This window comes from Vibrio sp. 2433-A1 (assembly GCF_056726085.1).
Genome location: NZ_JBRESC010000024.1, coordinates 1 through 25,911 on the forward strand (window position 1 = coordinate 1; position 25,911 = coordinate 25,911).

Sequence of the window (25,911 nt, forward strand, 5' to 3'; positions counted from 1 at the left end):
GTAATGCCAGTCAGTTAAGCTGACTGGCATTTTTTCTATTTGTTGCGTACTTCTTGGGTTTCAACTTCACCCATCGAGGATAACTTCTATCTTCTCTTCGAGGCGGTAAGATAAACATGGATACATGCTCTAGTAATACCTCATAGTGTTTAGGGAGCTTTCCTGGGCTTGTTAAAGGCAACGCTGCAAAGTATTGCGTCACAGCCATAGCGCTACTCGTAAAGCTCAGTTGATTTGGCCAGACGCTATCTAACCTACTTGCCGCTTTTGTCATAACCTGCCTGATAAGGTTATAGGCGAGTAAAATACCCCAGAGCTCCTGCTTAACCATATCTGGACGCTTGCTTCGCAATGTATACTCACTGTCAAGTAAGGTCTGCTTCATTTCCCGATAGCCTAATTCGATTTCCCAGCGATAACGATAGAGCTCTACGATTTCTTCGCCAGGAAAACGTAACCCATCACGCATTGATGTAAGCACCTGATACTCCTTACCTTTAATGATTTTTGAGACTAACCTTGCTTCAACTACATCAGGAAGTTCACTAAACTTCTTTCTTGCCTGAGGTGTTGTTTTAATCGCAACGATTGCATCACTCTTGCTGTACCTATGAACGACTTCATACTGGAAGTCTTTTCTCACAGGGAGCATCCAATGCCTCTCTTGGCCGACTTTGTTCCATCGGTTAAGCAGTCCCAGAGAGTAATATCCTTTGTCAAAAATAGTCAGAGAATGGTCTGGCGTTTGTTCTATGAGTTCTTCTGCAAGCCGCATTTCGTTGGTTCGATAGTCAGAGAATGCACTATCGATGAGCTGATGACTTGTAAGCTCCATCAAGCAAACCATGCGTATCTTAGGGTAAATATTTTCAGATGACTGATTACGCTGTGCTTTAAACTCTTGATGATTTTCAGGTGTATCTGCCGTTCTCCAAACGACACCATCGACAGATAGAAGATTGAGTCCACACCAAGTTTCAAACTTAGAAGATTGATAACTCTGAGCCGCCATCGTCTTAAAGACTTGTTTAACACCTTCTTCGCCTAATCTCTGCCTCGCTTGGACAACAGCACTTGGCGCAACAAAGCGCTGTTTGTCTGGTAGGACAATATCAAGTTGGTTAGCGATATCCCAAACAGATTGTTGCCGAAAAAGACTCATTCCTACAACGGACCAAAGTACTGCTTCCAAGGGTAAGCGTCTTCTTCTCACTGTTGCTACACCAGCTTTTTCAAAACCTTGCTGGATAAGCTCTGGACTAAGGATCTCAGAGTATTTGTCAAAGTGATGGAAGGTATTGCATGAGCGAAAAGTATTCGCAAGTTGGCTTTCTAAAGACATGAAAAATCCGATATTAGTTTCCTAATATCGGATTTTGAAGCCTTTTGAGGATCGGTCAAATGATCTCAAAAATTTTTCTTAACTGATCGGCATTAGGCCAATTGGCCGCCTTTGTCGTTTGCTACAGATTAGTTGTTTGCAAAGCGCTCTTGCATTTTCTCAGCACACTTCTCTGCGCGCCCTTGAGATAACTCGACAAACTTAGCTTTCTGCTCTGGCGTTAGAATGCTTAGCATTTGGTGCTGCTTCTCTAGCATCTTCACTTTACGCTCGCTCTGTTTCTCAACCATCGCTTTAGCGAGTTCGTTTGCTTGTGCTTGGTCAAAGTTGTCAGCCAGTACTAGCTCTTGAATTTTCGCTTTGTGCGCTTGCATTTCAGCATGACGTGTTTCAAAGTTCTCTTTGAAGTTGGCCTTCTTCTCTTTCTTGCCCGCTTCACGCATCTCTTTAAGCTGCTCTTTTTGTGCGTCAGTTAGGTCAAGCTTGCGCATGATGCTACGGTCAAAACCGCCACCACATTCGCCGTGACCACCTTTCTTATGATCTTTACCACCGAATGCGAAGGCACTTGCAGTACCTAGAGTTAATGGAACAACAACGGCTGCTAATACTAATTTTTTTGCTAATTTCATAATCGTACCTTTCACTTAATCTATTGGATTGTGCTGCGGTTCTCTGCAGCGCTTGAGTGTAGAATACGACCTGGGACGTAAAGAAACGTTTAGGAAGCGTAAAGATTCGTAAAGAGCTACATTGCCCCTAAATCTATTGCACATTTCGCAGTAATATAACCGTATTAGAATTACCTAGAGACTTTGCTATGCCACACATTTTACTGATCGATGATGATACCGAACTGACTAGCCTACTTAAGGAAGTGTTGTCATTTGAAGGCTTTGAAGTCTCTGAGGCAAATAATGGCGAAGAAGGTCTCGCGCTATTAAGCGACCAAATTGATCTCATCTTACTCGACGTAATGATGCCGAGGCTCAACGGCATGGAAACGCTAAAGCGACTACGCGAAACATGGGAAACCCCAGTATTAATGTTAACCGCCAAAGGGGAAGAGATTGATCGAGTGATCGGCCTAGAGTTGGGCGCTGATGACTATCTACCAAAACCTTTTAGCGACCGAGAATTGATGGCGCGTATCCGTGCTATTTTACGCCGAACCCAATCATCAAATGGCAAAGCGGCAAAAAACTCTGACTGCATTGAATACCAAGATATTCAGGTTTTCCCGGGCAAACAAGAAGCCTATTGCCAAGGTGAAGTGATGGACTTAACCACCACTGAATTTGCTCTATTAGCGCACTTTATTCAGCATCCGGGCGACACCTTAACCAAAGAAGCACTCAGTTTGGATGTACTCGGCAAGCGTCTAGCGGCTTTCGATCGAGCCATTGATATGCACGTCTCCAATCTACGTAAAAAGCTTCCTGAACGTAGCGATGGGAAATCTCGCATTAAAACCATTCGTGGCCGTGGCTACCTACTAGTCGAGGAAGATTGATGCGCCTACCTAAGATCACCAGCTTATATGGCCGTATCTTTGCCATTTTTTGGTTCACTATGTTTTTAGTCTTGGTGGCTGTATTGTCACTGCCTCACCTCGATCCAAGAAAAGCGCGTGATATACCTACCGATCACTATGATCGCTTAATCGACATTAAGACCAGTATTGAAAAAAAATTTGCTAACGAAGACAATCTAGCGCGAGTGCTCTACAAGCTTGAAGGGCCAAGGCGTTCGCCAAAAGACCCTCGACCACGCTTTTTTGTCACCGATCTTGATGGCAATATTCTCACTACTCAAGATCGGAAAAATTATAAGTATCGTGCACTGCAAAACTTTATCACCAGCGTAGAAGTACCAGGGCAACCTCAGCAAAAACTCTACGGTCACTATATGGTGGCTGGCCCGCTGCCGGTCACTTTGGCCAAAGAAGATCTACTCCTGTATATCGGCGTTAAGTGGACTCAACCACCGCCATTTTTACTGCGTATGTTTGATAAGCCGTTCCAGCTACTCTTTGCAGTGATGCTGGTCAGTACACCATTATTGCTCTGGCTAGCATGGGCACTCAGTCAACCAGCGCGTAAATTAGAACGCGCGGCAAAGCGAGTGGCAAAAGGCGAATTTGTCGTCGATCCTGCGCTAGAAAAAGGCACCAGTGAGTTCCGTCAAGCGGGCGCGAGTTTTAACCAGATGGTTGAAGCGGTCAATCAGATGATTTCAGGTCAGCAGCGTTTACTTTCTGATATTTCTCACGAACTACGTTCGCCACTGACTCGCTTACGAATGGCCAATGCCCTAGCCACTCGTAAACAAGGTGAGAGCCCAGAGCTAACCCGCATCGACACTGAAGCGCAGCGTTTGGAACAAATGATCGCCGAGTTGCTTGAACTATCAAGAATGCAAGTCGACAGTCACCTCACCCGTGAAGAGCAGCCTATGGTCAGCCTGTGGGAAGCGATCTTGTCCGATGCTCAATTTGAAGCAGAGCAGATGAATAAGACCTTAACCTTTAATGCCATACCAGAGCAGGTCATCTCGGGCAATCCTAAACTGTTGATGAGCGCATTGGACAACATCGTGCGTAATGCGATCTATTACGGCAAAGATCGTATTGAAGTAGAGATGTCTACCTCTGAAGGTCACATTGTCATTGCTGTTGATGACAATGGTGAAGGAGTCCCAGAACAGGAGCTGGATGCAATATTCCGTCCATTCTATCGCGTATCCACCGCACGTGACCGACACAGTGGTGGTACTGGTCTAGGACTCACGATTACAGAAAGTGCCATTCGTCAGCACAGTGGTACCATCATCGCTAAGCGCAGTGAGCTTGGTGGTCTTCGAGTCGAAATTGCTCTGCCACTGGATGGCCCTGAATAACCTTACAAACAGACCGTTGATAATAGATCTCATTATCATTTAAAGTAAATCCTTCAATAATGGAGGATTTACTATGTCTCATGTTTTCCCACAACTTCCCTACTCATACGATGCGCTAGAGCCGTATATTGATGCTAAAACAATGGAAGTCCACTACAGCAAGCATCACCGAACTTACTTTGATAAGTTCATTTCCGCAGTAAAAGGCAGCCAGCTAGAGTCCACCAGCCTCAATGACATCTTCGCTCAGATCTCCCTGCTATCCCCTGCGGTGCGCAATAATGGTGGTGGTTACTACAACCATATTCTCTACTGGAACTGCATGACACCTAACGGCGGCGGCACACCTAGCGGAGAGCTCGCTGAAGCTATCGTCTCTACCTTTGGCAGCTATAAGCAGTTCCAAGAGCTATTTGCTCAAGCCGCGATTAACACATTTGGCTCTGGCTTTGCGTGGCTGATCGTCAAAGATGGCGCTCTGAAAATCACCTCTACGACGAATCAAGACAACCCGTTAATGGATGTGGCAGAGGTTCAAGGTGAACCAATTTTAGCGCTTGATGTCTGGGAACACGCCTACTACATCAGCTATCAAAATCGCCGCCCTGAGTATATTGACGCTTGGTGGAACGTGGTCAACTGGGAAGCGGTCAGTGAAAACTACGCTATCGCGCTCGCCCAAGGCAAATAGTGCCAACCATACATAAAAACTCACAACGTCAGACTTGGCGGTTTATCTAAGCCGCCTTATACTTTCTAGCCCTTCTCCAATCAGCTAAAAAGAAATCAATATGTTTGATATTGCGCTATACGAACCTGAAATTGCACCGAACACCGGTAACATTATCCGCCTATGTGCCAATTGTGGGGCGAATCTTCACCTAATCGAACCTTTAGGTTTTGATTTAGAAGAGAAAAAAGTGCGCCGAGCTGGATTGGATTACCACGATCTTGCACGAGTGACTCGCCATAAAAACTACCAAGCCTTTGTTGAGTACCTAGAGAAAGAGCGTGGTGACTACCGTATCTTTGCTTGTACCACTAAAACAACAGGTCACCATGTAGATGCCAATTTCCAAAAAGGCGATGTACTGCTGTTTGGCCCAGAAACACGCGGCTTACCTGCTGAACTGATCGAAAACATGCCGATGGAGCAGCGCATTCGTATTCCAATGATGCCGGATGCACGTAGCTTGAACCTGTCAAATGCGGTAGCGATTATTGCTTTTGAGGCATGGCGCCAAATGGGCTTTGAAGGCGCTCAGTAAGAAGTATCTGAAGACGAAAGGGCTGGCGTTTTTGCCAGCCCTTTTTTCTACTGCCATCCTCAAGAGTGAGGAACGAACGAATTGGGGATCTCTTCAAGTAGTCACATACCTTAAAAGATTCCCTACTCGCTCCTGTATCACTCAATGGAATGACAAAATACTCAAAAAAAAACGGACTCATTAGAGTCCGTTTTTTATGTTTATTGAAAACCGCTAGATCTATGGTCGAGCCACAAAACCAACTGCCTCGTATGCTTTCTTCAACGTTTCTGCTGCGCGAGCGGATGCTTTCTCTGCACCTTGCTTCATCACTTGGTCCATGTAAGCACGGTCAGCACGAATACGGTGGTACTCAGATTGAATTGGCTCAAGCATAGCAACCAGTGCTTCACCAACATCTTTCTTAAATGGACCGTACATTTCAACGCCTTGGTACTTCGCTTCAATCTCTTCAAAGCTCATACCCGTCGCCGCAGAGTAAAGACCCATAAGGTTAGAGATACCTGCTTTGTTCTCCCAGTCGTGAGCAATACGCGGAGGAGTCTCTGCATCAGTTTGAGCTTTGTTAATCTTCTTGATGATTGATTTCGGCTCTTCTAGCAGAGTAATCACATTCTTACGGTTGTCGTCAGACTTAGACATCTTCTTTGTTGCATCTTGCAAACTCATTACACGTGCATTCACTGTCGGGATGTACGGCTCTGGTACTTGGAAAATTGGCTGCTCTGGCGAGTAGATGTTGTTGAAGCGGTTAGCGATATCACGCGCAAGTTCAAGGTGTTGCTTCTGGTCACTACCTACTGGCACTTGATGCGCGCCGTATAGCAGGATGTCAGCTGCCATCAACACAGGGTAATCGAACAGACCTACGTTTACATCACCAAACTGGCTAGAAGTGTCTTTCGAGTAACGTGCTGATTTATCTTTAAACTGAGTCATACGGCCCAGTTCACCCATCTGGGTGTAACAGTTAAGAAGCCAACCAAGTTGAGCATGCTCTGGTACGTGTGACTGAACAAATAGCGTGCTCTTTTGCGGATCAACACCAACAGCCAGACAGATTGCTAATGCGTCTAGAGTCGCTTCATGCAGTGCTTTCGGATCTTGGCGAACCGTAACCGCGTGAAGGTCTACGACACAGTATTGGCAATCATAATCGTCTTGCATCTGCTGCCATTGACGTAGAGCACCCAAGTAGTTACCGATACTTAGTTCACCTGATGGTTGAACACCACTCAATACAATGGGTTTGCTCATGGGAATAGTTCCTTTGACTTCTTAATCTAAATAAATGAAAAAACCGTGTCGACTTAGGGATTAATCACCTAGAAACACGGTTTACTCAGTGTACTCATTAACGAGTATTTTGGAAGACCTTTTATTCGGCTTCAGTGCAAACAGCGACAGCTTCCACTAAATCTGCGATGGTGTCCGCGACATAATCAGGTTGCGACATCGAAATTGGTTCACCGTGGTTGTAGCCGTAAGTCAAACCAAACGAGTGACAACCTGCGTTTTTCGCCGCTTTGATGTCGTTGCTTGAGTCACCGACCATCATCATCTCTTGTGGCTGACAGCCGTGTTTCTCTAACAGCCAGTTCAGCGCCATCGGATTTGGCTTCTTCTCAGGGAAGGTATCGCCGCCAATTACATCAACAAAATACTTATCGATACCGTGCTTGGCTAAAACTTCAGGGACAAACTTTGATGGCTTGTTGGTCACAAGTGCCATAGTAAAGCCCGCTTTATCGAGCTCAGCTAGGGTCTCTTTTACCGCTGGGTACAGATGGCTAAGCTTATGGCCACTCTTTTCGTAGTAATCATCAAACATCACACGTGCTTTGGCATGCAGGCCAGGATCAAGCTCAGGTGATACCGTCAAGCTGCGGCTTAATGCGCGACCGATTAAGATATCTGCGCCATTACCCACGTAATCACGAACCTGCTCTTCTGTTACCGCTGGATAACCCAGAGCTTGTACTGCTTGGTCCGCTGCAACTGCCAAGTCTGGCACGCTATCAAGCAGCGTACCATCTAAATCAAAAGCGATAAGTTTAATACTGCTCATCGAATTACTTTACCTTTACTAGCTCAGCGCGCATTTGGTCGATCACTTGTTTGTAATCCGGCTGATTAAAGATGGCTGAGCCCGCTACGAACATGTCCGCGCCCGCTTCTGCGATCTCTTTGATATTCTCAACCTTAACACCACCGTCGATTTCTAGGCGGATATCGCGACCTGACTCGTCGATCATCTTACGTACTGCACGCAGCTTATCGAGCGTCTTAGGAATGAACGACTGACCACCAAAGCCCGGGTTAACCGACATCAGCAGAATCATATCGACTTTGTCCATGATGAACTCTAGGTGCGACAGTGGCGTAGCAGGGTTTAGTACCACACCCGCTTTACAGCCGTGCTCTTTGATCAGTTGTAGAGTACGGTCAACATGCTCTGACGCTTCAATGTGGAAAGTGATCATCGACGCGCCTGCTTTAGCAAAGTCAGGAACAATGCGATCAACTGGCTTAACCATTAGATGAACATCGATTGGTGCCGTAATGCCGTAGTCACGTAGCGCCTGACAGATTGGCGCACCGAAGGTCAGATTTGGTACGTAGTGGTTGTCCATTACGTCGAAATGAACCACATCAGCGCCAGCTGCGAGTACTTTTTCTACGTCTTCGCCTAAGCGAGCCATATCTGCAGACAGAATCGATGGAGCGATAAGGAAATCTTTCATACCTGACCTCTAGGTTAAATTGGGCATCATTGCACACTGAAGAAACTTTGCGCGCAATTCTACCTAAGCTAGAGATCAGAAGATAGAGAAGTGTGATGAAATGTGATTATTTGCCTTCAACAGGCTTAAACAGCGCGAGAAGTTCATCAACTTTGTTGCGACCAGCACCATTGCGGCTGATGGTTCGCTTCACCTTAACCACGTTAAGTTCAGCACCATGGTACAAACGACGCGTCAAAGTGGTGTCGTGGTTTGAGATCAACACTGGAATACCACGCTCTGTCGCCGCTTTCTCGGCGACATCGGCTAAGGCAGCTTGGTCATCCAAACTAAAACCATTGCCCGCATAAGAGGTAAAGTTCGCCGTTGAAGACAGTGGCGCATACGGAGGATCACAGTAGACCACACTACCCTTACGCGCGCGCTTAAATGTCTCGTGGTAACCTTCGCAGACAAACGTCGCCTTCTTAGCTTTTTCGGCAAAGAATTCTAATTCTGCTTCAGGGAAATATGGTTTCTTGTACGAGCCAAATGGCACATTGAAGCCGCCTTTTTTGTTGTAACGACATAGGCCATTAAAACCAAAGCGGTTCATGTAAAGGAATGCCAAAGAGCGATACATTACATCATCGGTAGCATTAAATTGCTCACGAACATCGAGATATGCTTCTTTGCGGTTGTTCTCTGGGCAGAACCAACGCTTAGCTTCAGAAATGTATTCTTGCGGGTTCTCTTTAAGCAAGTTGTAGAGGTTAATCAGGTCTGGGTTGATATCAGCCAGTAAGTACTGCTCATAGTCAGTATTGAGAAAAACAGAACCAGCACCTACGAACGGCTCCACCAGCTTACGTGCTTCAGGCAAGTGACGCTGGATATCTTCGACAAGTCCGTATTTTCCACCTGCCCATTTCAGGAAGGCACGCTGCTTCTTCATCTACTGCTCTATCTATCAACCACAAATTAAGGCTGCGGAATGTAACATATTTTGTAATTAATCTCAGACTATTTTCTGGCTCAAAGGCAGAATCCAGCCATCTTAGTTACTACGCTCAATTTCACGCTGAACTTGGTTCAGAGATTTCGCCCAAGGTTCTAGGTTTTGCAGCTCGCTAGAGAGCCCCTGCACCGCGTCACGCGCGACCTGAATGGTTGGGTAATTACTGTAAGTTACGATGTACCAATCCACACCATTACGAACGGTTGGGTAAATAAAAACTTGGTTGCTCAACTGATATTGGTCAATGAACTTCTGCACTTCTTCCAGCGATTGCGCCGCTGCAAGCTGTAAGGTGTAACTGCGCGGAGAAAAGCTCTTAAGTTCATCTTTAGTAAATGAGAATTTAATAACGGTTTCAGCGGGCTGCTCTTGAGTTACCGGCTCGCTAGTCGTTTCAGGTTCAGCCAGTGGCTCATTCACGCTTGACTGCTCAACGACCGCTTTAATCTCACTGGTATCAACCGTTTCCGGTTTGTCTTCTAATAGAGCATCAACCACATCAGATGTAATGACCACTCGTTGATAGTCATCGTCAGCACTACCGACACTCGATACCTGCTCGGTAACATTTGGCGGTAAAGCACTAGAGTCATCTTCAGCCCCAGCTAAAGTCGGGTCAAGGATCGCCTCCGGTTCAACCACTTGCGAGGTCGCATCCGCGGAAGAAACTTCAGGTAACGTTGGAATCACGGTTTGTTCCAACGTCTCTGTAATTTGCTGAGCCTTATCATCAGGTGATGGCAGAGACATCATCCACCAATATCCGCCACCAATAACCATCAGTAGAATCACTACCAACATAGCGATATTGGTAGGCGAGCCTACGATCGAGCGGATAATAATCCTTTTTTCCACTTTTTGTTCCCCTAATGCCATGATTTCGCCAGGGCGGCGCGCCACAGTTCGATATGCGTTGCGAACCCGTTTTTCCATATCGTCTTCGACAAAACGAATCACCAAATGTTCAAAAAAACGGTCCGCTTCTTGTTGGCTAAATGCTTCAATTTCCAGATCAATCGGCTTATGTTCTTGACCGTAACTCAGGCGAGTTAGTAAGGCATCTAAACTGCTTGGTTGAGCAAACAGTAACACATTGATCGTCCAGCGTGGATGAATCTGCGCTTCCAGCACTAGCATCCACAATTCTGAAATGAAAGACTCACTCAGCAGGTGAGCATCATCAACCGCGATCACCACATCGCAGCTTTCGCCTTCCATTAAACGCGAAAAAGACTCCGCTATGGAGTCCGCAGGATCGAATAACGGTTCTGAAAGAAGTTGAGTCAGAATGGTAGAACGGCGCTGTTGATCATCTTGATTGGGGTAACACATCAACAAAGATTGGTTTTTGTCTTGCGCCCAAGCTTCAAGGTAATACTGCGCTAACCACGTTTTCCCCGCCCCTTTGTCACCACCAATGGTGACGAGGTTGGAACCAAAATTGGTCAGTAGTTGCAATCGCTCTAGCAGTTCAACCTGCGAGTCTAACTCCAACACACGTGGATCACGCGCTAAGCTCATTTCACAAAATCCTAATGATCAATTAAGCAGTATCAATCACAGCTAAGCGTAAATTGATACTGCAAACAAGAAGACTTAAACAGTGCGAGCGAAGTCGATGGCTTGTTCAATAATCGACTCTGGCACACCTTTCACTACGTCAGCTGTACCTATACTGGTAGGTAAGACTAAGCGAAGCTCACCAGCCAACACCTTCTTATCGCGCATCATATGCTTCATAAAATCAGCAAAAGACATTTGCTCAGGTGTATGTACCGGCAGTTTTGCTCTCTTCAGTATAGAGAGAATTCGCTCAACTTGCTCTTCGCTGATAAGCCCTTGAAGCTGCGCAGTTTTTGCGGCCATTACCGTGCCAGAAGAAACCGCTTCGCCATGTAGCCACTTACCATAACCCAACTCTGCTTCGATCGCATGACCAAATGTATGACCTAGGTTCAGTAAAGCGCGAATACCGGACTCTTTTTCATCTTTCGCGACCACTTCAGCTTTGATTTCACAGCAACGAGCGATGGCATAAGTCAGTGCTTGCTCATCGAGAGCGTAAAGCTTATCAAGGTTCTCTTCTAACCAAACAAAAAACGCCTGATCGTAAATAATGCCGTATTTGATCACTTCCGCAATACCAGCGGCAAACTCACGCTCTGGCAGCGTCTTTAGACAATCAGTATCAATTACCACCGCTTTAGGTTGGTAAAAAGCCCCGATCATATTCTTACCCAATGGATGGTTAACCGCTGTTTTACCACCAACAGATGAGTCTACTTGAGACAACAATGTGGTCGGAATTTGAATGAAGTCGACACCACGCTGATAACACGCAGCGGAGAAACCAACTAAATCACCAATCACACCACCACCAAGGGCTATCACAACTACATCACGGGCAAAGTTACCTTCAAGTAGGTAGCTCATGACGGAATTGAATGTCTCTAATGATTTGTATTGCTCACCATCAGGCAGTTCCAATAACGATGCGTCACAGCCTAATTGATTTAAGAGAGAGAAGATTTTATCGGCATAAAGAGGGGCAACAGTGACGTTAGAAATCACCACTACTTTTTGCTTGCTCGATAAGAAAGAAAGGTGGGCCGGATCATTAAATAATCCGGCACCAATTGAGATTGGATAGCTACGTTCGCCTAAGCTGACCGTAATCCGTTCCATGGGTATTCTCCAGTTGCTAAAAAAGTCTTAACGTTCTTCTAGCATTTTTACGATCTGGTTGGCTACCACTTTTGCACTTTGATCGTCTGTACGTACTGTGTAATCCGCAATTTCTTCGTAAAGTGGGTTGCGTTCTCCAGCTAGAGACTCTAGCACTTCACGTGGATCATCAGTTTGTAATAATGGGCGCTTCTTGTCGCGGTTAGTGCGAGCAAGTTGCTTTTCAATTGTTGTCTCTAGATAAACAACAATACCGCGCGCAGAAAGACGGTTACGGTTTTCTTTGCTCTTAATTGAACCACCGCCTGTTGCAAGTACGATACCTTGCTCATCAGTTAGATCATTAATTACAGATTCTTCGCGTTTGCGGAAACCATCTTCACCTTCAACATCAAATACCCAAGCGATATCTGCGCCAGTGCGTTCTTCAATAACGGTATCAGAATCAACAAACTCCATATGAAGTTGTTGAGCTAGGTGTCTACCGATTGTGCTCTTGCCGGCACCCATTGGGCCTACAAGGAAAATATTGCGTTTCTCAGCCATGTTTAGCAGTAATTTACAACGTTAATTCAATGACATCGCCACAAGAAAAGCCAGTTTACAACTAGCAGTAGAAATGCTTGTGGCACCGATTCCTCACAGATAATTCGTGATAAGACCCGAAATTATCTAGATAAGGTGCCCTTAATGCAAATTTATTTTTCCAAGTACGGTAATTCTTACTCAATTACAACTTTTGGGGTAACAAAAATCAGCAGTTCGCTTTTACCCATTTGTTGATAGGTTCGACGAAAAAGTGCACCAAGTAGCGGCAGGTCACCGAGCATCGGCACTTTCTCTACCGCGTCAGTCACACTGTGCTGAAAGATCCCACCTAAAACCACAGTCTCGCCGTTTTCCACCAACACTTGAGTACCGATCCGCTGAGTATTAATCACCACCGCTTCACCGGTACCTGTTTTGACGATATCTCCGGGCCTATCTTGAGTAACACTGAGATCGAGCACTAATCGGTTGTCAGGGGTGATTTGAGGTATCACCTTCAAACTTAATACCGCTTTTTTAAACGCCACACTGGTTGCCCCACTAGACGAGGATTCTAAGTAGGGAATCTCGCTGCCTTGTTCAATGTAGGCGGGTTTTTTATTGGTGGTAATAAGGCGCGGGCTCGAAATTACTTCAGCCTTGGACTCACGCTGTAATGCCGAAAGCTCTAGGTCCAATAACATGTCTGAGCCCAATTTAGCGACTTGAAAAGCGATACTCGATGCATTGACAGAGGTGGCAGCCAAGTTCACATTCAACATGTCATCAATCGTTCCCGTTCCAAATACGTTATCTTCGATGCTAGCGCCAAGCGTGGCACTACCATTGCTGTTGTGATAGCCCCAACGCACACCGAGCTCATCTAAATTGCCTTCATTAACGGTGACGATTCGCGCCTCTATCTGCACCTGTTTAACCGGAATATCCAGTTCATCAATAATGGTTCGAATAACATCAATGTTGGGTTGTAAATCGCGAATAAGTAACGCATTGGTTCGTTCATCAACACTTAACGACCCGCGTGAAGAGAGCATACTTATCGCCCCTTCTCCACCTATCATCTCAGCAATGTCCGATGCCTTTGCGAACTTTACTTTGACGATCTCAGAACGTAGTTCACCTAACTCTTCTTCAAGACGAGCCTTCTCTAGCCTCTCTCGTTGGCGTGCATCTAACTCTGCTTTAGGCGCAATCAAAACCACGTTGCCAGTCGTGCGCTTATCCAATCCTTTCACCTGCAACATAATATCGAGCACCTGCTGCCAAGACACCCCATCTAAACGCAAGGTTAAATTACCACTGACGGAGTCAGAGACCACAAGGTTAAAGTCGTTATAGTCAGCAATCAGCTGAAGGACATGTCGCACCGGAATATCTTGGAAGTTAATTGACATTTTTTTGCCTTCTCGCTCTAGCTCACGAGCTTGTTTTGATAGTGATGGCTCATCAGTGCGCGCCATCACCTCAACATGTAAGTCATTGCCATCGATTTTGTAGTCATAACTGTATTGACCATCAATCGAGGCAACCAAACGCGCATTAGATTGATTGCGAAACACTTCAATGACGCCAACCTTGGTCGAAAAATCTTTAACATCGACAAGGTAGAGTTGCTCGTCTGGTACCTGAGTATTGAGTAACTCAATCTGCAAGCCCTGTGATGTTTTGCGTACATCCACCACGACTTGTGGATGTTGCAAATGAATAATGATCGTTGCCTGCTGCTCACTGCCGACTCGAAAATCAATCCCTTGCAATACGTTCTGCGTCTCTTGCTTGGCCATAATCACAACAGAAAAAATGCTGTTGAATATCAATAGCGTCACGCTTATATAGCGAGAATATCGACGAATGAATCCCTGTATCATGTTCGTTTCAAACCTCTGATATCTACTTGAGTGCTAACTTAACGCTGCGCTGATTCCAGCACCCTAGGCCATCGGGAAGGGGTTCGTTTATCTGCACATAGTCTGCGGTGACCTTAGTGACCCTACCGCTATTCACGCCGATAAATTGGCCCGCGTTAACTTTTATCAGCTGACCGTTTGGTGTTTGTACCAGCGCCGATACTTTGTCATTACGGCTCATCACTCCTTTCAGGCGCAACTTGGTTAACGAATAACGCTCTAACTCCCCCGTTTTGGTGCTCTTAGTCGGCTGCCAGCAATCTTTGTTGTGCTGAGATTGAGTCGATACGATTGCCTCTTGCGGTAAAGAAAAGGGCTCACGCATCTGATGAGACTTATAACTACGAACATTCAATGAGACGCTTGGCATCAGAGCAACCACATCCCTATCCGCCTCACGTTCAATATCAGCAATATAATCATCAAGTGACCCTTGGTTAGCTTTGCAAGCGATCATGCTTAGCGCGAGCACGACTATGACTAAGGAATTAAGGTTCATCTCTCACCTCTGGCTTGAGCTGATAGGTGTAGGCTTGCACTCGAAAATGCAGCGCGCTGCTCTCTTGGCTCACCCGCTGCCAATTAACATCGTCAAAATGAATAATGCGCGGTAGCTGAGCAATCGCTTGACTAAAATCACCGATATTGTGGTAGCTCCCGGTCAATTCGATGTTGAGTGGCAATCGATAAAGAAATAGTTGATTTTGTTTCTGTCCCCAATCAATACGAGTAAACGTCAGTGAGTTCTTAAGTCCAACTTCGTTGACCGCGGCCAGCATGCTAGCCAACTCCTTTTGAGCAGGTAACTGCTGCGATAGGTAGTCATATCGTTGCGACAACTCTGCTAACTGAATCTGCAATTTAGGTATCGCCGCCGCTTGATTAGCTTTTATCAACGCCGTCGATTTCAGGTTTTTTTCTTGAGCCTTAAGCTCTTCAATACGCTCAGTTTGAGGCCATAAGTAGAACCAGTAACCAACACCTTGTAGCAGCATAACTAACACTGTCAGCGCGACAAATTGAGCCTGCAACGGCCACTCTGCAATCTCTTCAATATCTAAATCGACATACTCCCTCATTACTGCACACCTACCGCTTGTGATGGTGATTGAAAAGCGAATGAGACATTGAAGGTTTGAAACTTTTTACCAAAACGCATCTGACCGTGGACGATGGAGTGCATTTCAATATTGCTCAGTAGGGGGGAGTTTTCTAAACTATCCAACATGCTCGCCAGACGAGAAGTGCTCTCGCTGATCCCAGAGATTTGTATTTGTTGACCGCTCATATTGATTTTATCGACGTAGACACCTTGAGGGATAAAACTCGGCAGCGCATTCATAAAATCGGTGGTTTTATTTCTTAGCTGTTGTAACCGCTCAACCATTTGAAGTCGAGTAAACAGTGCTTTGTGGTTCTGCTCTAACCCCTTAAGTTGGTTGATGCGCTCATCGAGCTGAGAAATATAGTGATTGAGATAAGTTAGACGAGATTGCTGCGACTGCGCTTGGCTTAATAAGTAGTGACCAGCAAGCCACTGGATTAACAACCCGATACTGAGAGCGGTAATAAATAACCCCAAAAATCGTTGTTTATGACGCCTTCTTAGCTGCTCACGCCACGGCAACAAGTTAATGCTATACAGCATGCTTGCTCTCCAACCATTCTATACCTCTCATTGCTAAGCCAGCCGCAGTGGCATACGAATAACCACGCAACAGCGACTCTTGTGACTGTTGAATACTGCCGTCCAATACAGTCAGCGGGTTCAATAGCTCACAAGGTAGAGTCAGGCTACGGCTAATCTCTTCAGCTAACAGAGGGGTCATCGCTCCACCGCCACACAACCACACACCTTTAATTACCGTGTCATGCATGGAAGTAATGAGCTGTATCTGACGCTTGAGCTTATCAATCAAGGTATAGATAAATTGCCCAGTACTTTGATGGCGTAAACCTTCACTACGGGTTAACGCTTCTATCATCTGCGTACCAATAGGAAGCTCCTTGTACAGCGGTGGTTTATTATCAAAGTCGATACACAGTGAAGATTGGCTAAACCCTACATCCAGCACTATCCATTGTTGCTGCTGATACTTGTATGCCGCTTGCTGCCATAGCTGGGCTAAGCCGTGAGCTTGTAAATCAATCAACACCGGCGTATAACCCGCTTTGGTCATCGCTTGTATACGACTCTCGATTAACTCTTTGCGAGTCGCATAAACTTGATAACTGCAAGCACTCTCCAATGCAGATGAAGTATCTAAAGACACAAAATCAAGGCTCAGCTCCTCAATTGCGAAGGGAGATTGGTGAGAAAATCCCTCGAAGATTGCGCCCCCTATTTCTTGCCCCTCTAGAGCTCTATCTATTTGTAATTGTTTACTTATTACAGTGCTATCAGGGACAGATAAAGCAACTTTGTGGCTAAATCGCGGCAAAGACTTCCTTAGTTCTTTGAGTTTCTTTACAATTTTCTGATAATTTAACATGTGGTTATCAGAGAAAATGCCCGACTCGATTGGCAGTTCTTGATAATCTACAAGCACAAATGTGCCTTTGTAGGGCTTGAGAACCACCGCTTTAATACTGTGGTGACCAATATCAATGCCTGTAACTAATGATTTACCCATGCAGCTTGGCTCCGTCCTTTTTGCTTCGCTCATATGTTTAAATTGATGGTTAGATAAACACATAGAAAAGAGAGCTAAAATTTTTAGCTTAAAGTACAAGGGTTTGCATATCGTGAATCCTATTAATCAGGGAATATCCGGTGAAGTTCATAAAGCGACTGTTTATATTCACATTGATTTGCATAATTCTTGGGGTCGGTACCATTTTCGGCTTCTACCTTTATGTCAAACCAGAGCTACCAGATGTAGCAACATTAAAAGATGTCGAGCTACAAACACCTATGCAGGTGTACAGCCAAGACGGCAAATTGATTGCTCAGTTTGGTGAGATACGCCGTATCCCAGTGGCTTATGATGATATTCCTCGTCACCTAGTGGAAGCATTGATCGCAACCGAAGATAGCCGCTTTTATGAGCATCCTGGTATAGACCCTATCGGTATTACTCGTGCTGCTGTTGTGGTTGCCCTATCAGGTTCCGCAAAGCAAGGCGCAAGTACTATTACTCAGCAGCTAGCGCGTAATTTCTTCCTTTCCAATGAGAAGAAGATCATGCGTAAAGTGAAAGAGATCTTTATTGCGCTCCATATTGAACAGCTGCTAAGCAAAGAAGAAATCATGGAGCTTTACGTCAATAAGATCTTCTTAGGCTACCGTTCTTACGGTTTCGGCGCTGCTGCTCAAACCTATTTTGGTAAAGATCTGAAAGATCTCTCCCTAAGCGAAATCGCGACGCTGGCAGGTATGCCAAAAGCACCATCAACCTTGAACCCGATTTACTCGCTAGAACGTGCAACCCAACGTCGTAATGTGGTTCTACTTCGTATGCTAGATGAGAAGTACATCACTCAAGATGAGTATGACCAAGCTCGTGCAGAAGAGCTCGTTTCACGCTACCACGGTGCTGACATTGAGCTAAGCGCCCCATACGTAGCAGAGCTAGCCCGTGCTTGGATGGTGAGCCGCTATGGTGAAGAAGCTGCGTACACCTCAGGTATGAAGATCTACACAACTGTTGACTCTAAGCTTCAAGCAGCGGCCAACAACTCAGCAATCAACAACCTGATTTCTTATGACGAGCGTCATGGCTACCGCGGTGCTGAAAAAGTGTTGTGGAAGAAAGGTGAAACGGCTTTTGACGAGCAAAAAATCGATAAAACTCTCGACAATGTTCCAAGCTACCGACCACTGATTCCTGCTGTTGTAACCAAAGTGGACGGAAAACAGGCAACAGTCTTCGTTAAGAATAATGGCGAACAAACTCTTGAGTGGGACGGCATCAAGTGGGCGCGTAAATTCCTAACCGATGATCGCCAAGGCTCTGTACCAAATAGAGCCTCTGATGTATTGGCTGTCGGCGAACAAATTTGGGTCCGCCCAGTAGAAATAAAAACGGATGGTGAAAAAAGCACAGTTGCGTGGCACTTAAGCCAGGTGCCTAATGCCAACACTGCGTTTGTCGCGATGAACCCAGAAAACGGTGCTGTACTATCACTGGTTGGTGGCTTTAACTTTATCCATAATAAGTTCAACCGTGCAACGCAATCAGTGCGTCAGGTTGGCTCGAGCATTAAGCCTTTTATCTATTCGGCTGCTATTGATAAGGGCATGACGTTAGCTACTCTAGTTAACGATGCACCAATCAATCAGTGGGATAAGAGCCAAGGTACAGCGTGGCGTCCTAAGAACTCACCACCGACTTATACTGGCCCTACGCGCCTACGTATCGGTCTAGCTCAGTCGAAGAACGTAATGGCAGTTCGTGTATTACGTGAAGTGGGTCTAGATGAAACGCGTGAATACCTAACTCGCTTTGGTTTCAATATTGACCAATTACCACGCTCAGAAACAATTGCTCTTGGTGCCGGTAGCTTAACGCCAATCAAAATGGCTCAAGGTTACTCTGTTTTTGCCAATGGCGGTTACTATGTTGAGCCGTTCTACATTAGCAAAGTAGAAACGCCATTTGGTGAACTTGAGTACCAAGCGAATCCAAGCATCATTTGTCATAAAAACTGTACAAAGCAGCCAGCGACTGATACTGCGAGCAACGAGTTCGCTGAACAAGATCTCGACATTGCGGCAGATGACAGCGCACCACACTATGCACCGCAGGTGATTTCTGAACAGACCGCCTTTTTGGTCCGTGAAATGATGTACAGCAACGTATGGGGTGGCGGTGACTGGAGTAAAGGCACTGGCTGGAACGGTACAGGCTGGCGAGCTCAAAAACTGGAACGTCGCGATATTGGTGGTAAAACCGGTACGACTAATGACTCGAAAGATGCTTGGTATAATGGCTACGGACCTGGAATGGTTGCGATCGCTTGGGTTGGTTTCGATGAGCATAATCGAAATCTAGGTAAAACTAAGCCAAACAGTAATTTAGGTAAGGATCAAATTTCCGGTGCGGAAGCTGGAGCGAAAACCGCTCAGCCAGCATGGGTTGATTTTATGCGTGATGCGCTGGCAGGGACTCCTCAGCACGAGAAAGTAATCCCTAAGGACATTGTTCGAGTTCGTATCGACCGTGACTCTGGCTTATTAACTAACAAGTTTGATTCAAGCTCAATGTTTGAGTACTTCCGTGCGGGCACTGAACCAACTGAGTACGTGACACGCGAGCTTACCGACAGCATCTACACTTCTGAAGATGGTGAAGACCTGTTCTAACTTGCTCAAGCAATAAATGTGAAAAGGGTTGATACTAAGATATCAACCCTTTTTTCTTTTCAGTGGCGAATTTTAAACTTGAAGCTGCTGAGTAATCGCTTGTGCAAGCTGCTCAAATCGAGTACGAAGTGGTGAGCCTGGACGATAAGCTAAAACGATACTACGCGATGGGACAGGGTTAATTGCGCGCACATAGCAGACACCATCTTTTTGCTTTTCTTTTGGCAAAGAGAGCTCCGGTAATAAGGTAATACCCGCTCCTGCTGCAACCATGTTACGCAGTGTCTCTAGACTGGTTGCTTTGAAACGTTCATCATCTTTTGCACCAGCGGCGAAACAGAAGCCCAATGCTTGATCTCTTAAGCAGTGACCATCACCCAGCGCCAATACAGTTTTACCATTCAGATCGAGCATATCGACTTCATCAAGTCCTGCCCACTCATGGTCACAAGGTACTGCGACACTCATTGGTTCGTTATAGACTTCAATTTCTTTGAATGCCGCAGTTTCAGGTACCGATGCCAATACCAAACAATCTAACTTACCGTCTTCTAACTGACGCACCAGCTGATGAGTTTGTGCTTCATGTAGATAGAGCTCCAAATCAGGAAAAGACTCTTTGAGCATAGGAACAATCTTCGGCAACAGATACGGTCCAACCGTTGGAATAAAGCCAATATGCATTGGGCCAACCATCTCCCCTGCTTGACCGCTGGCCATATCTTTAAAAGTTTTTACTTCGGTCAAGATACGTTTAGCCTGATCAACCAACTGCAACCCTGCATCGGTAAAGAGGACTCGGCGACTACTTCGCTCCAATAATGCTGTCCCTAGCTCATCTTCTAGTTTGCGAATTTGCCCACTCAAGGTCGGCTGACTGACAAAACACGCTTCGGCCGCTTTGCGAAAATGTTTATGCTCAGCGAGCGAAACCAAGTATTCAAAATCTCGGATGTTCATTATTGGTGTTCCTCTACTTACTAGATAGAAAATATCTATCAAAACCATAGCATCAAACGATTAGAGCTATCAAAGGATTTCTTTAATAATAACTTCATCGAAACAAAGCACAGTGACAATACTGCTAAGTCTCAAAAAATAATTAAATAAAATCAAAAAGGAAATCATTATGTTTGCATCTAAAGAAGGTCAAAATGTCCCTCAAGTCACTTTCCCTATCCGTCAAGGCGACGCATGGGTAAACGTTACGAGTGATGATCTATTTAAAGATAAAACCGTTATCGTATTCAGCCTTCCTGGCGCGTTTACACCAACGTGTTCATCTAGCCACCTACCTCGTTACAACGAGCTGTTCCCAGTATTCAAAGAGCACGGCGTGGATGAGATCCTATGTGTATCAGTCAATGATACTTTCGTTATGAATGCTTGGAAAAATGACCAAGAAGCAGAAAACATCACCTTTATTCCTGATGGTAACGGTGAGTTTACTGATGGTATGGGGATGTTAGTTGAAAAGAATGATCTAGGTTTTGGTAAACGTTCATGGCGCTACAGCATGCTGGTAAAAAATGGCGTGGTTGAGAAGATGTTCATCGAACCAAACGAGCCTGGCGACCCGTTCAAAGTGTCAGACGCAGATACTATGCTAAAACACATTGCACCGGACTTCAGAACTCAAGAATCAATCACAGTATTTTCTAAACCAGGTTGCCCATTCTGTGTTAAAGCAAAACAGAATCTAATTGACCACAACCTTCAGTATGAAGAGATCATTCTAGGTAAGGATGCAACAACAGTCAGCCTACGTGCAATTACTGGCCGTACAACAGTTCCGCAAGTATTTATCGGTGGTAAGCACATCGGTGGTAGCGAAGAGCTCGAAACTTACTTAGGCTAATTCGCTAAGCAAGCTCAATCAGCCCAAACAAAAAAGGAAAGCACTGTGCTTTCCTTTTTACGTTCAATCAGAGAATTAGCAACAGCGGCTATTCTTCTCAGCTGCAATCACTGAGATTTCCACCAGCAGCGCTTCACGAGCCATATCGCCAGTGACACAAGCGCGTGCAGGCGCGTGGCCTTCAGGTACCCATGCATCCCATACCGCATTCATCTCTTGGAAGTCTTTCATATCTTTCAAGTAGATAGTTGCAGATAGCATATGCTCTTTATCACTGCCTGCTTCAAGCAGTAGTTGTTCAACCTTATCAAGCATCGTCTGAGTTTGTTCAGTGATGTCTTTGGTAGCATCGGCACAAACTTGTCCACATAGGTAAATCGTACCATTGTGCTTCACAATGCGGCTCATGCGCTGTTTGGTATGTTGGCGTTCGATCATTTTTCCACTTTCAAATTAGATTGCGATATTCTATAGCAAGTTATGTTACCGAATTCGTACCATTATGACATGCCCTCACTGTAAAAATAATGGCTGGTTTTGGAAAAAAATTGGCCGCTGTAAGCGCTGTATGGATCAGCTCACTATGTTATCGGTGTTGTGCTGGATAGTGTGGTGGTTTCTGTTCAAAGACGACCCGAAGAGCATTGAATCTATTACTTTGATCATCGCAGGGTTTGCGTTTAATGGTTTGCTGGCTCTGCATTTATGGATGCGCTTTGTCGTCTTGCCATGGCGAAAACGCAGCGGCCGAAAAGAATAAAGATCCTTTACTCAAATACGCAGAGCAAAAAAGAAAAAAGCCCCAAAACCAATTATGGTTTGGGGCCTTCTTAGATTCTTCTAAGAAAAAGCAGTGGTACTTTAATAGACTCTGCCTTTTCTAATTAGTTCCAAAAGTTGCTCGATCTTTTTTGATCTTTTTTAGCACCTTGAAATTCAATTGGTTACGCGACGTTTACTCGAGCAATTGATTGCTCAACTAAATTCACTTCCAAGGCGACCTCATCACAAGCATGTTGACGTGGACACTGGTCGCAATCTTTTAGCACTTTCTCAGGCAGTAATGACTTCGATGTTGGCAAGAAGGATTGCTTCATAAAGAACTCTGGCGTGCGTGTCAGCACGAACACTTTCTTAATCGCCATTTGACGCGCCTTGTCGACCAAGTATTGCACGATGGCACTGCCTTGCCCTTGGCCCTGCCAACCGGCTTCTATACCTAACGAACGAATTTCAGCGAGACCAGAGTCATAAACGTACAGCGATGCACAGCCAGTCACTTCACCATGGTGCTCAGCAACGGCAAACGAGCCAATATCACGCACTAGCTCACTACGCGAGCGTGGAAGGTTCTCACCCATATTGGCCCAGTAGGTGACCATGCCTTCAAGAGACTCAATATCAGTTAGTCGTGCAGGACGCACGTTGACCGCAGAGGTATCACGCTTAATTAGACGCCCTTCTGCTTGCTCAACCGCATGTGCGACTTGCTTAGGTGACACGCCGCCTAAGGCACTACGCTTCTCAAGACACGATTCAATGGTCAAGATGTCGTACACATCTGCTTCAATCACTTCAGAAAACTCTTTCAATTCAGCAATCGATAGCTCTTCTAGTGCGCAGCCTTTAGCAATCGCACCGACAACCGCGACACCGACAATATGGTGCGCTTCACGGAACGGAATGCCTTTTGCTACTAGGTAGTCGGCTAGCTCAGTGGCGTTAGCATAACCTTGCTTAGCCGCTTCTAGAGTACGCTCACCATTGACCTTGATGCCATCAAAACAGAGCGCAGCCATTTCCATACAGTCGTTCCACGTATCTAACGCATCGAACAGACCTTCTTTGTCTTCCTGCATATCTTTATTGTAGGCAAGAGGCAGCGCCTTGACTGTCATCATCATGCCAGCCAATGAACCATAAACACGACCGGTCTTACCACGGATAAGCTCTAACGCATCCGGGTTTTTCTTCTGTGGCATCAGCGAAGAACCTGATGTCACGGTATCGGCCAACTCGATAAAGTTAGATTCACCAGAGTTGTAGAAAATCATATCTTCAGCAAGACGCGATAGGTGCAGCATAGAGATTGAAGCGACAGACATTAGCTCCATCACATGATCACGGTCTGATACAGAGTCTAAAGAGTTGCGCGTAGCACGACGAAAACCTAGGTTGTGCGCCACTTGTTCACGGTCAATCGGATACGCAGTACCTGCCAATGCGCCAGAGCCTAGCGGACAAGTATCTAAACGATGAATCGAATCATGCAGACGAGAATAGTCACGCTCAAACATTTCAACGTAAGCTAAACACCAATGAGCAAAAGTGACTGGCTGGGCACGTTGCAGGTGTGTGTAGCCCGGTAGTACCGTATCTTGATGAACTTTAGCGACAGAGACCATTTGAGCTTGCAGGCGATCAAGTGCCATTAATAGCTGCTGACCTTGCTGACGACACCAAAGTTTAAGGTCTGTCGCCACCTGATCATTACGTGAGCGGCCAGTATGAAGCTTTTTACCTAGATCGCCGACTTTGCTGATCAGTTGCTGCTCAACCCAAGAGTGAATATCCTCAGCATCAGAGCGTAAAATCTGATGCGGGTCTTCCATCACTTCAAGTTTAAGTTCATTCAGTGCCAGCTCGAGCTTTTGTTGCTCTTCTTCGGTTAATACGTCGACAGAAAGCAAGGCTTTTGACCAAGCAATCGAACCTACGATATCTTGTTCAGCTAGTCGGTAATCGAAACGCAATGAGTCGTTAAAATCTTTGAATCTCGTATCTGCCGCTTGGGTAAATCTTCCGCCCCATAATGCCATCGCGTATCTCCTGATTACCTATGCTCACTGTAAAGAGTGAATTGCTGTTATTGCTTAGATTGACTCTGAATCGTATTCAGTATTTTATGATGGTTCAAAGTTACGGCAAATCAAAACAAAAAGAAAGTATTAATTCACTTTTTTAACATATTTATTCACGAACAATTTTCCAGTTCCTACCCAATGAGAATCAAAAAAGCCCGTTTGCTTTCACAAACGGGCTTTTACTATCTCAGTCTAGCTGTGATTATTTTTTCAAGCTGTTCAGTGCACGAATACGGCTTGATAGCGAGTAAAGACGGATAAAGCCTTCTGCATGACTTTGGTCATACACTTCGTCCTCACCAAAGGTTGCAAACTCTTCACAGTACAAGCTGTTATCTGAGCGCTTCTGAGTCACTGTTGCGTGGCCTTTGTATAGCTTAACAACCACTTCACCGTTGACATCTTGAGCCAGCTCTTCTGACGCCGCTAGGATAGATTTACATAGCGGAGTGAACCAACGACCATCGTAGACTAGGTGCGATGCTTTCACGCCTAACTCTTCACGGAACTCAAATGCTGTTTTATCCAGAACCAGCTGCTCTACTGCACGTAGTGCTTCCATCATGATGGTGCCCCCTGGAGTTTCGTAACAACCACGAGACTTCATGCCGACTAGACGGTTCTCAACGATATCGATACGACCAACACCGTGTTTCACACCTTTGTCATTTAGGTAGACTAGTGCGTTGTATGGCGTCATTGTCTCACCATCTACTGCAACGACTGCACCTTTTTCAACTTTTAACGTTACGTATTCCGCTTCGTTTGGTGCTTGTTCAGGGTCAACCGTCCACGCCCAGCAATCATCGTTTGGCGCATTCCAAGTATCTTCTAGTACGCCACCTTCTGTTGAGATATGCCACGCGTTAGCATCACGCGAGTAAATCTTAGTTAATGATGCGCTACATGGGATGTTACGTTCTGCTAGGTAATCTAGACACTCTTCACGGCTCACTAGATCCCATTCACGCCATGGTGCGATAACATGTAGGTCCGGAGCTAGCGCTGCGAATGCGCCTTCAAAACGTACTTGGTCGTTACCTTTACCTGTACAACCGTGACATAGAGCGTCTGCGCCGACTTTACGTGCAACTTCAACTTGAGCCTTAGCAATGATTGGACGCGCCATTGAAGTACCTAGTAGGTATTTACCTTCGTAGTAAGCACCGGTTTTTAGCGTTGGGTAGATGTAATCAGCAACCATCTCTTCTTTTAGGTCAGCGATGTAGCACTCAGACGCTCCTGACGCTTTCGCCTTTTCTTCGATACCTGCTAGCTCTTCTTCGCCTTGGCCAACATCGGCGACAAACGCAACCACTTCACAGTCATAATTTTCTTTTAGCCATGGAATGATCACTGATGTATCCAGACCGCCAGAGTATGCGACAACTACTTTATTTACTTGAACTTTGCTCATTTTACTTCTCCAAATTCCCGGCGCTGCGCTTGGCGGTCAGTGCTTCGGGTTACTTCCTGTTAATTCTTATTTAGTTC

At 45.5% G+C, this 25,911-nt stretch carries 25 protein-coding genes; 7 read left to right on the forward strand and 18 right to left on the reverse strand.

Annotated elements, in window-relative coordinates; all coding sequences use genetic code 11:
• Positions 1–10: 10 nt before the first annotated feature.
• Both ACU01J_RS18545 and ACU01J_RS18550 read right to left on the reverse strand, forming a co-directional pair.
• On the reverse strand, positions 11–1,342 hold the full coding sequence (locus ACU01J_RS18545) for an IS4 family transposase (RefSeq protein ID WP_481084253.1): 1,332 nt from the start codon (positions 1,340–1,342) through the stop codon (positions 11–13).
• Between the two features lie 128 nt (positions 1,343–1,470).
• Complete coding sequence (locus ACU01J_RS18550) at positions 1,471–1,974, reverse strand: CpxP family protein (protein ID WP_481087034.1); 504 nt, start codon at positions 1,972–1,974, stop codon at positions 1,471–1,473.
• Between the two features lie 188 nt (positions 1,975–2,162).
• Between ACU01J_RS18550 and ACU01J_RS18555 the strand changes: the two genes are divergently transcribed.
• The 4 genes from ACU01J_RS18555 (at position 2,163) to trmL (ending at position 5,508) form a co-directional block, all read left to right on the forward strand.
• Positions 2,163–2,855, forward strand: coding sequence for a response regulator (locus tag ACU01J_RS18555; RefSeq protein ID WP_481087035.1), 693 nt, complete (start codon positions 2,163–2,165; stop codon positions 2,853–2,855).
• Entirely contained in the window at positions 2,855–4,240 is a 1,386-nt protein-coding gene (gene cpxA, locus ACU01J_RS18560; protein ID WP_481087036.1) for an envelope stress sensor histidine kinase CpxA, read from the forward strand. The genes ACU01J_RS18555 and cpxA overlap by 1 nt, the downstream gene beginning before the upstream one ends.
• A gap of 73 nt (positions 4,241–4,313) precedes the next feature.
• A complete protein-coding gene (locus ACU01J_RS18565) occupies positions 4,314–4,931 on the forward strand; it encodes a superoxide dismutase (RefSeq protein WP_481087037.1) in 618 nt (205 codons plus the stop codon).
• A gap of 100 nt (positions 4,932–5,031) precedes the next feature.
• Positions 5,032–5,508 (forward strand): tRNA (uridine(34)/cytosine(34)/5-carboxymethylaminomethyluridine(34)-2'-O)-methyltransferase TrmL, encoded by a 477-nt coding sequence (trmL, locus tag ACU01J_RS18570; protein WP_481087038.1) that lies wholly within the window; start codon positions 5,032–5,034, stop codon positions 5,506–5,508.
• A gap of 219 nt (positions 5,509–5,727) precedes the next feature.
• Here the strand turns inward: trmL and trpS are convergent, their stop codons facing one another.
• The 12 genes from trpS to pilM all read right to left on the reverse strand — a co-directional run bounded on the left by trpS (position 5,728) and on the right by pilM (position 17,023).
• Positions 5,728–6,765 (reverse strand): tryptophan--tRNA ligase, encoded by a 1,038-nt coding sequence (trpS, locus tag ACU01J_RS18575; RefSeq protein ID WP_481087039.1) that lies wholly within the window; start codon positions 6,763–6,765, stop codon positions 5,728–5,730.
• Positions 6,766–6,886: 121 nt separating this feature from the next.
• Positions 6,887–7,576, reverse strand: coding sequence for a phosphoglycolate phosphatase (locus ACU01J_RS18580; RefSeq protein ID WP_481087040.1), 690 nt, complete (start codon positions 7,574–7,576; stop codon positions 6,887–6,889).
• Between the two features lie 4 nt (positions 7,577–7,580).
• Positions 7,581–8,252, reverse strand: a complete 672-nt coding sequence (rpe, locus tag ACU01J_RS18585; protein ID WP_481087041.1) for a ribulose-phosphate 3-epimerase — start codon at positions 8,250–8,252, stop codon at positions 7,581–7,583.
• A 106-nt stretch (positions 8,253–8,358) separates the two neighbouring features.
• Positions 8,359–9,186 carry a Dam family site-specific DNA-(adenine-N6)-methyltransferase gene (locus tag ACU01J_RS18590; protein ID WP_481087042.1) on the reverse strand — a complete coding sequence of 276 codons (828 nt, stop codon included), beginning with the start codon at positions 9,184–9,186 and terminating at the stop codon, positions 8,359–8,361.
• Between the two features lie 102 nt (positions 9,187–9,288).
• Entirely contained in the window at positions 9,289–10,770 is a 1,482-nt protein-coding gene (locus ACU01J_RS18595; RefSeq protein ID WP_481087043.1) for an AAA family ATPase, read from the reverse strand.
• A 75-nt stretch (positions 10,771–10,845) separates the two neighbouring features.
• Positions 10,846–11,934: a 3-dehydroquinate synthase gene (gene aroB, locus ACU01J_RS18600; RefSeq protein WP_481087044.1), complete on the reverse strand. Its 1,089-nt coding sequence runs from the start codon at positions 11,932–11,934 to the stop codon at positions 10,846–10,848.
• Between the two features lie 27 nt (positions 11,935–11,961).
• The gene (gene aroK, locus ACU01J_RS18605; protein WP_004415935.1) at positions 11,962–12,480 is read right to left on the reverse strand and encodes a shikimate kinase AroK; all 519 of its coding nucleotides are present in this window, start codon (positions 12,478–12,480) and stop codon (positions 11,962–11,964) included.
• A gap of 176 nt (positions 12,481–12,656) precedes the next feature.
• A complete protein-coding gene (locus ACU01J_RS18610) occupies positions 12,657–14,351 on the reverse strand; it encodes a type IV pilus secretin PilQ (RefSeq protein WP_481087045.1) in 1,695 nt (564 codons plus the stop codon).
• Positions 14,352–14,373: 22 nt separating this feature from the next.
• Complete coding sequence (locus ACU01J_RS18615) at positions 14,374–14,889, reverse strand: pilus assembly protein PilP (protein ID WP_481087046.1); 516 nt, start codon at positions 14,887–14,889, stop codon at positions 14,374–14,376.
• On the reverse strand, positions 14,879–15,469 hold the full coding sequence (locus ACU01J_RS18620; protein ID WP_481087047.1) for a type IV pilus inner membrane component PilO: 591 nt from the start codon (positions 15,467–15,469) through the stop codon (positions 14,879–14,881). The genes ACU01J_RS18615 and ACU01J_RS18620 overlap by 11 nt, the downstream gene beginning before the upstream one ends.
• Positions 15,469–16,038: a PilN domain-containing protein gene (locus tag ACU01J_RS18625; RefSeq protein ID WP_481087048.1), complete on the reverse strand. Its 570-nt coding sequence runs from the start codon at positions 16,036–16,038 to the stop codon at positions 15,469–15,471. Before ACU01J_RS18625 ends, ACU01J_RS18620 begins: the two co-directional genes overlap by 1 nt.
• Positions 16,028–17,023, reverse strand: a complete 996-nt coding sequence (gene pilM / locus ACU01J_RS18630) for a type IV pilus assembly protein PilM (RefSeq protein ID WP_481087049.1) — start codon at positions 17,021–17,023, stop codon at positions 16,028–16,030. The genes ACU01J_RS18625 and pilM overlap by 11 nt, the downstream gene beginning before the upstream one ends.
• Before the next feature lie 140 nt (positions 17,024–17,163).
• Between pilM and ACU01J_RS18635 the strand changes: the two genes are divergently transcribed.
• Positions 17,164–19,695: a penicillin-binding protein 1A gene (locus ACU01J_RS18635; RefSeq protein ID WP_481087050.1), complete on the forward strand. Its 2,532-nt coding sequence runs from the start codon at positions 17,164–17,166 to the stop codon at positions 19,693–19,695.
• Positions 19,696–19,767: 72 nt separating this feature from the next.
• Here ACU01J_RS18635 and oxyR read toward each other — a convergent pair whose 3' ends face one another.
• Positions 19,768–20,655 (reverse strand): DNA-binding transcriptional regulator OxyR, encoded by an 888-nt coding sequence (gene oxyR / locus ACU01J_RS18640; protein WP_481087051.1) that lies wholly within the window; start codon positions 20,653–20,655, stop codon positions 19,768–19,770.
• 169 nt (positions 20,656–20,824) lie between these two features.
• Here oxyR and ACU01J_RS18645 point away from each other — a divergent pair, with 169 nt between their 5' ends.
• Positions 20,825–21,553 carry a glutathione peroxidase gene (locus ACU01J_RS18645; RefSeq protein WP_481087052.1) on the forward strand — a complete coding sequence of 243 codons (729 nt, stop codon included), beginning with the start codon at positions 20,825–20,827 and terminating at the stop codon, positions 21,551–21,553.
• Between the two features lie 75 nt (positions 21,554–21,628).
• Here ACU01J_RS18645 and ACU01J_RS18650 read toward each other — a convergent pair whose 3' ends face one another.
• On the reverse strand, positions 21,629–21,991 hold the full coding sequence (locus ACU01J_RS18650) for a RidA family protein (protein ID WP_481087053.1): 363 nt from the start codon (positions 21,989–21,991) through the stop codon (positions 21,629–21,631).
• 64 nt (positions 21,992–22,055) lie between these two features.
• Here ACU01J_RS18650 and ACU01J_RS18655 point away from each other — a divergent pair, with 64 nt between their 5' ends.
• The gene (locus ACU01J_RS18655; RefSeq protein WP_481087054.1) at positions 22,056–22,313 is read left to right on the forward strand and encodes a DUF3624 domain-containing protein; all 258 of its coding nucleotides are present in this window, start codon (positions 22,056–22,058) and stop codon (positions 22,311–22,313) included.
• 184 nt (positions 22,314–22,497) lie between these two features.
• Here the strand turns inward: ACU01J_RS18655 and argH are convergent, their stop codons facing one another.
• Both argH and ACU01J_RS18665 read right to left on the reverse strand, forming a co-directional pair.
• Positions 22,498–24,372, reverse strand: a complete 1,875-nt coding sequence (gene argH / locus ACU01J_RS18660; protein WP_481087055.1) for an argininosuccinate lyase — start codon at positions 24,370–24,372, stop codon at positions 22,498–22,500.
• Positions 24,373–24,619: 247 nt separating this feature from the next.
• Positions 24,620–25,834 (reverse strand): argininosuccinate synthase, encoded by a 1,215-nt coding sequence (locus tag ACU01J_RS18665; RefSeq protein WP_004415953.1) that lies wholly within the window; start codon positions 25,832–25,834, stop codon positions 24,620–24,622.
• Between the last annotated feature and the right edge of the window lie 77 nt (positions 25,835–25,911).

Coding starts and splice junctions, on each gene's coding strand:
- ACU01J_RS18545 (WP_481084253.1), bottom strand. CDS start 1,342: ATGTCTTTAGAAAGCCAACTTGCGAATACTTTTCGCTCATGCAATACC.
- ACU01J_RS18550 (WP_481087034.1), bottom strand. CDS start 1,974: ATGAAATTAGCAAAAAAATTAGTATTAGCAGCCGTTGTTGTTCCATTA.
- ACU01J_RS18555 (WP_481087035.1), top strand. CDS start 2,163: ATGCCACACATTTTACTGATCGATGATGATACCGAACTGACTAGCCTA.
- cpxA (WP_481087036.1), top strand. CDS start 2,855: ATGCGCCTACCTAAGATCACCAGCTTATATGGCCGTATCTTTGCCATT.
- ACU01J_RS18565 (WP_481087037.1), top strand. CDS start 4,314: ATGTCTCATGTTTTCCCACAACTTCCCTACTCATACGATGCGCTAGAG.
- trmL (WP_481087038.1), top strand. CDS start 5,032: ATGTTTGATATTGCGCTATACGAACCTGAAATTGCACCGAACACCGGT.
- trpS (WP_481087039.1), bottom strand. CDS start 6,765: ATGAGCAAACCCATTGTATTGAGTGGTGTTCAACCATCAGGTGAACTA.
- ACU01J_RS18580 (WP_481087040.1), bottom strand. CDS start 7,576: ATGAGCAGTATTAAACTTATCGCTTTTGATTTAGATGGTACGCTGCTT.
- rpe (WP_481087041.1), bottom strand. CDS start 8,252: ATGAAAGATTTCCTTATCGCTCCATCGATTCTGTCTGCAGATATGGCT.
- ACU01J_RS18590 (WP_481087042.1), bottom strand. CDS start 9,186: ATGAAGAAGCAGCGTGCCTTCCTGAAATGGGCAGGTGGAAAATACGGA.
- ACU01J_RS18595 (WP_481087043.1), bottom strand. CDS start 10,770: ATGAGCTTAGCGCGTGATCCACGTGTGTTGGAGTTAGACTCGCAGGTT.
- aroB (WP_481087044.1), bottom strand. CDS start 11,934: ATGGAACGGATTACGGTCAGCTTAGGCGAACGTAGCTATCCAATCTCA.
- aroK (WP_004415935.1), bottom strand. CDS start 12,480: ATGGCTGAGAAACGCAATATTTTCCTTGTAGGCCCAATGGGTGCCGGC.
- ACU01J_RS18610 (WP_481087045.1), bottom strand. CDS start 14,351: ATGATACAGGGATTCATTCGTCGATATTCTCGCTATATAAGCGTGACG.
- ACU01J_RS18615 (WP_481087046.1), bottom strand. CDS start 14,889: ATGAACCTTAATTCCTTAGTCATAGTCGTGCTCGCGCTAAGCATGATC.
- ACU01J_RS18620 (WP_481087047.1), bottom strand. CDS start 15,469: ATGAGGGAGTATGTCGATTTAGATATTGAAGAGATTGCAGAGTGGCCG.
- ACU01J_RS18625 (WP_481087048.1), bottom strand. CDS start 16,038: ATGCTGTATAGCATTAACTTGTTGCCGTGGCGTGAGCAGCTAAGAAGG.
- pilM (WP_481087049.1), bottom strand. CDS start 17,023: ATGGGTAAATCATTAGTTACAGGCATTGATATTGGTCACCACAGTATT.
- oxyR (WP_481087051.1), bottom strand. CDS start 20,655: ATGAACATCCGAGATTTTGAATACTTGGTTTCGCTCGCTGAGCATAAA.
- ACU01J_RS18645 (WP_481087052.1), top strand. CDS start 20,825: ATGTTTGCATCTAAAGAAGGTCAAAATGTCCCTCAAGTCACTTTCCCT.
- ACU01J_RS18650 (WP_481087053.1), bottom strand. CDS start 21,991: ATGATCGAACGCCAACATACCAAACAGCGCATGAGCCGCATTGTGAAG.
- ACU01J_RS18655 (WP_481087054.1), top strand. CDS start 22,056: ATGACATGCCCTCACTGTAAAAATAATGGCTGGTTTTGGAAAAAAATT.
- argH (WP_481087055.1), bottom strand. CDS start 24,372: ATGGCATTATGGGGCGGAAGATTTACCCAAGCGGCAGATACGAGATTC.
- ACU01J_RS18665 (WP_004415953.1), bottom strand. CDS start 25,834: ATGAGCAAAGTTCAAGTAAATAAAGTAGTTGTCGCATACTCTGGCGGT.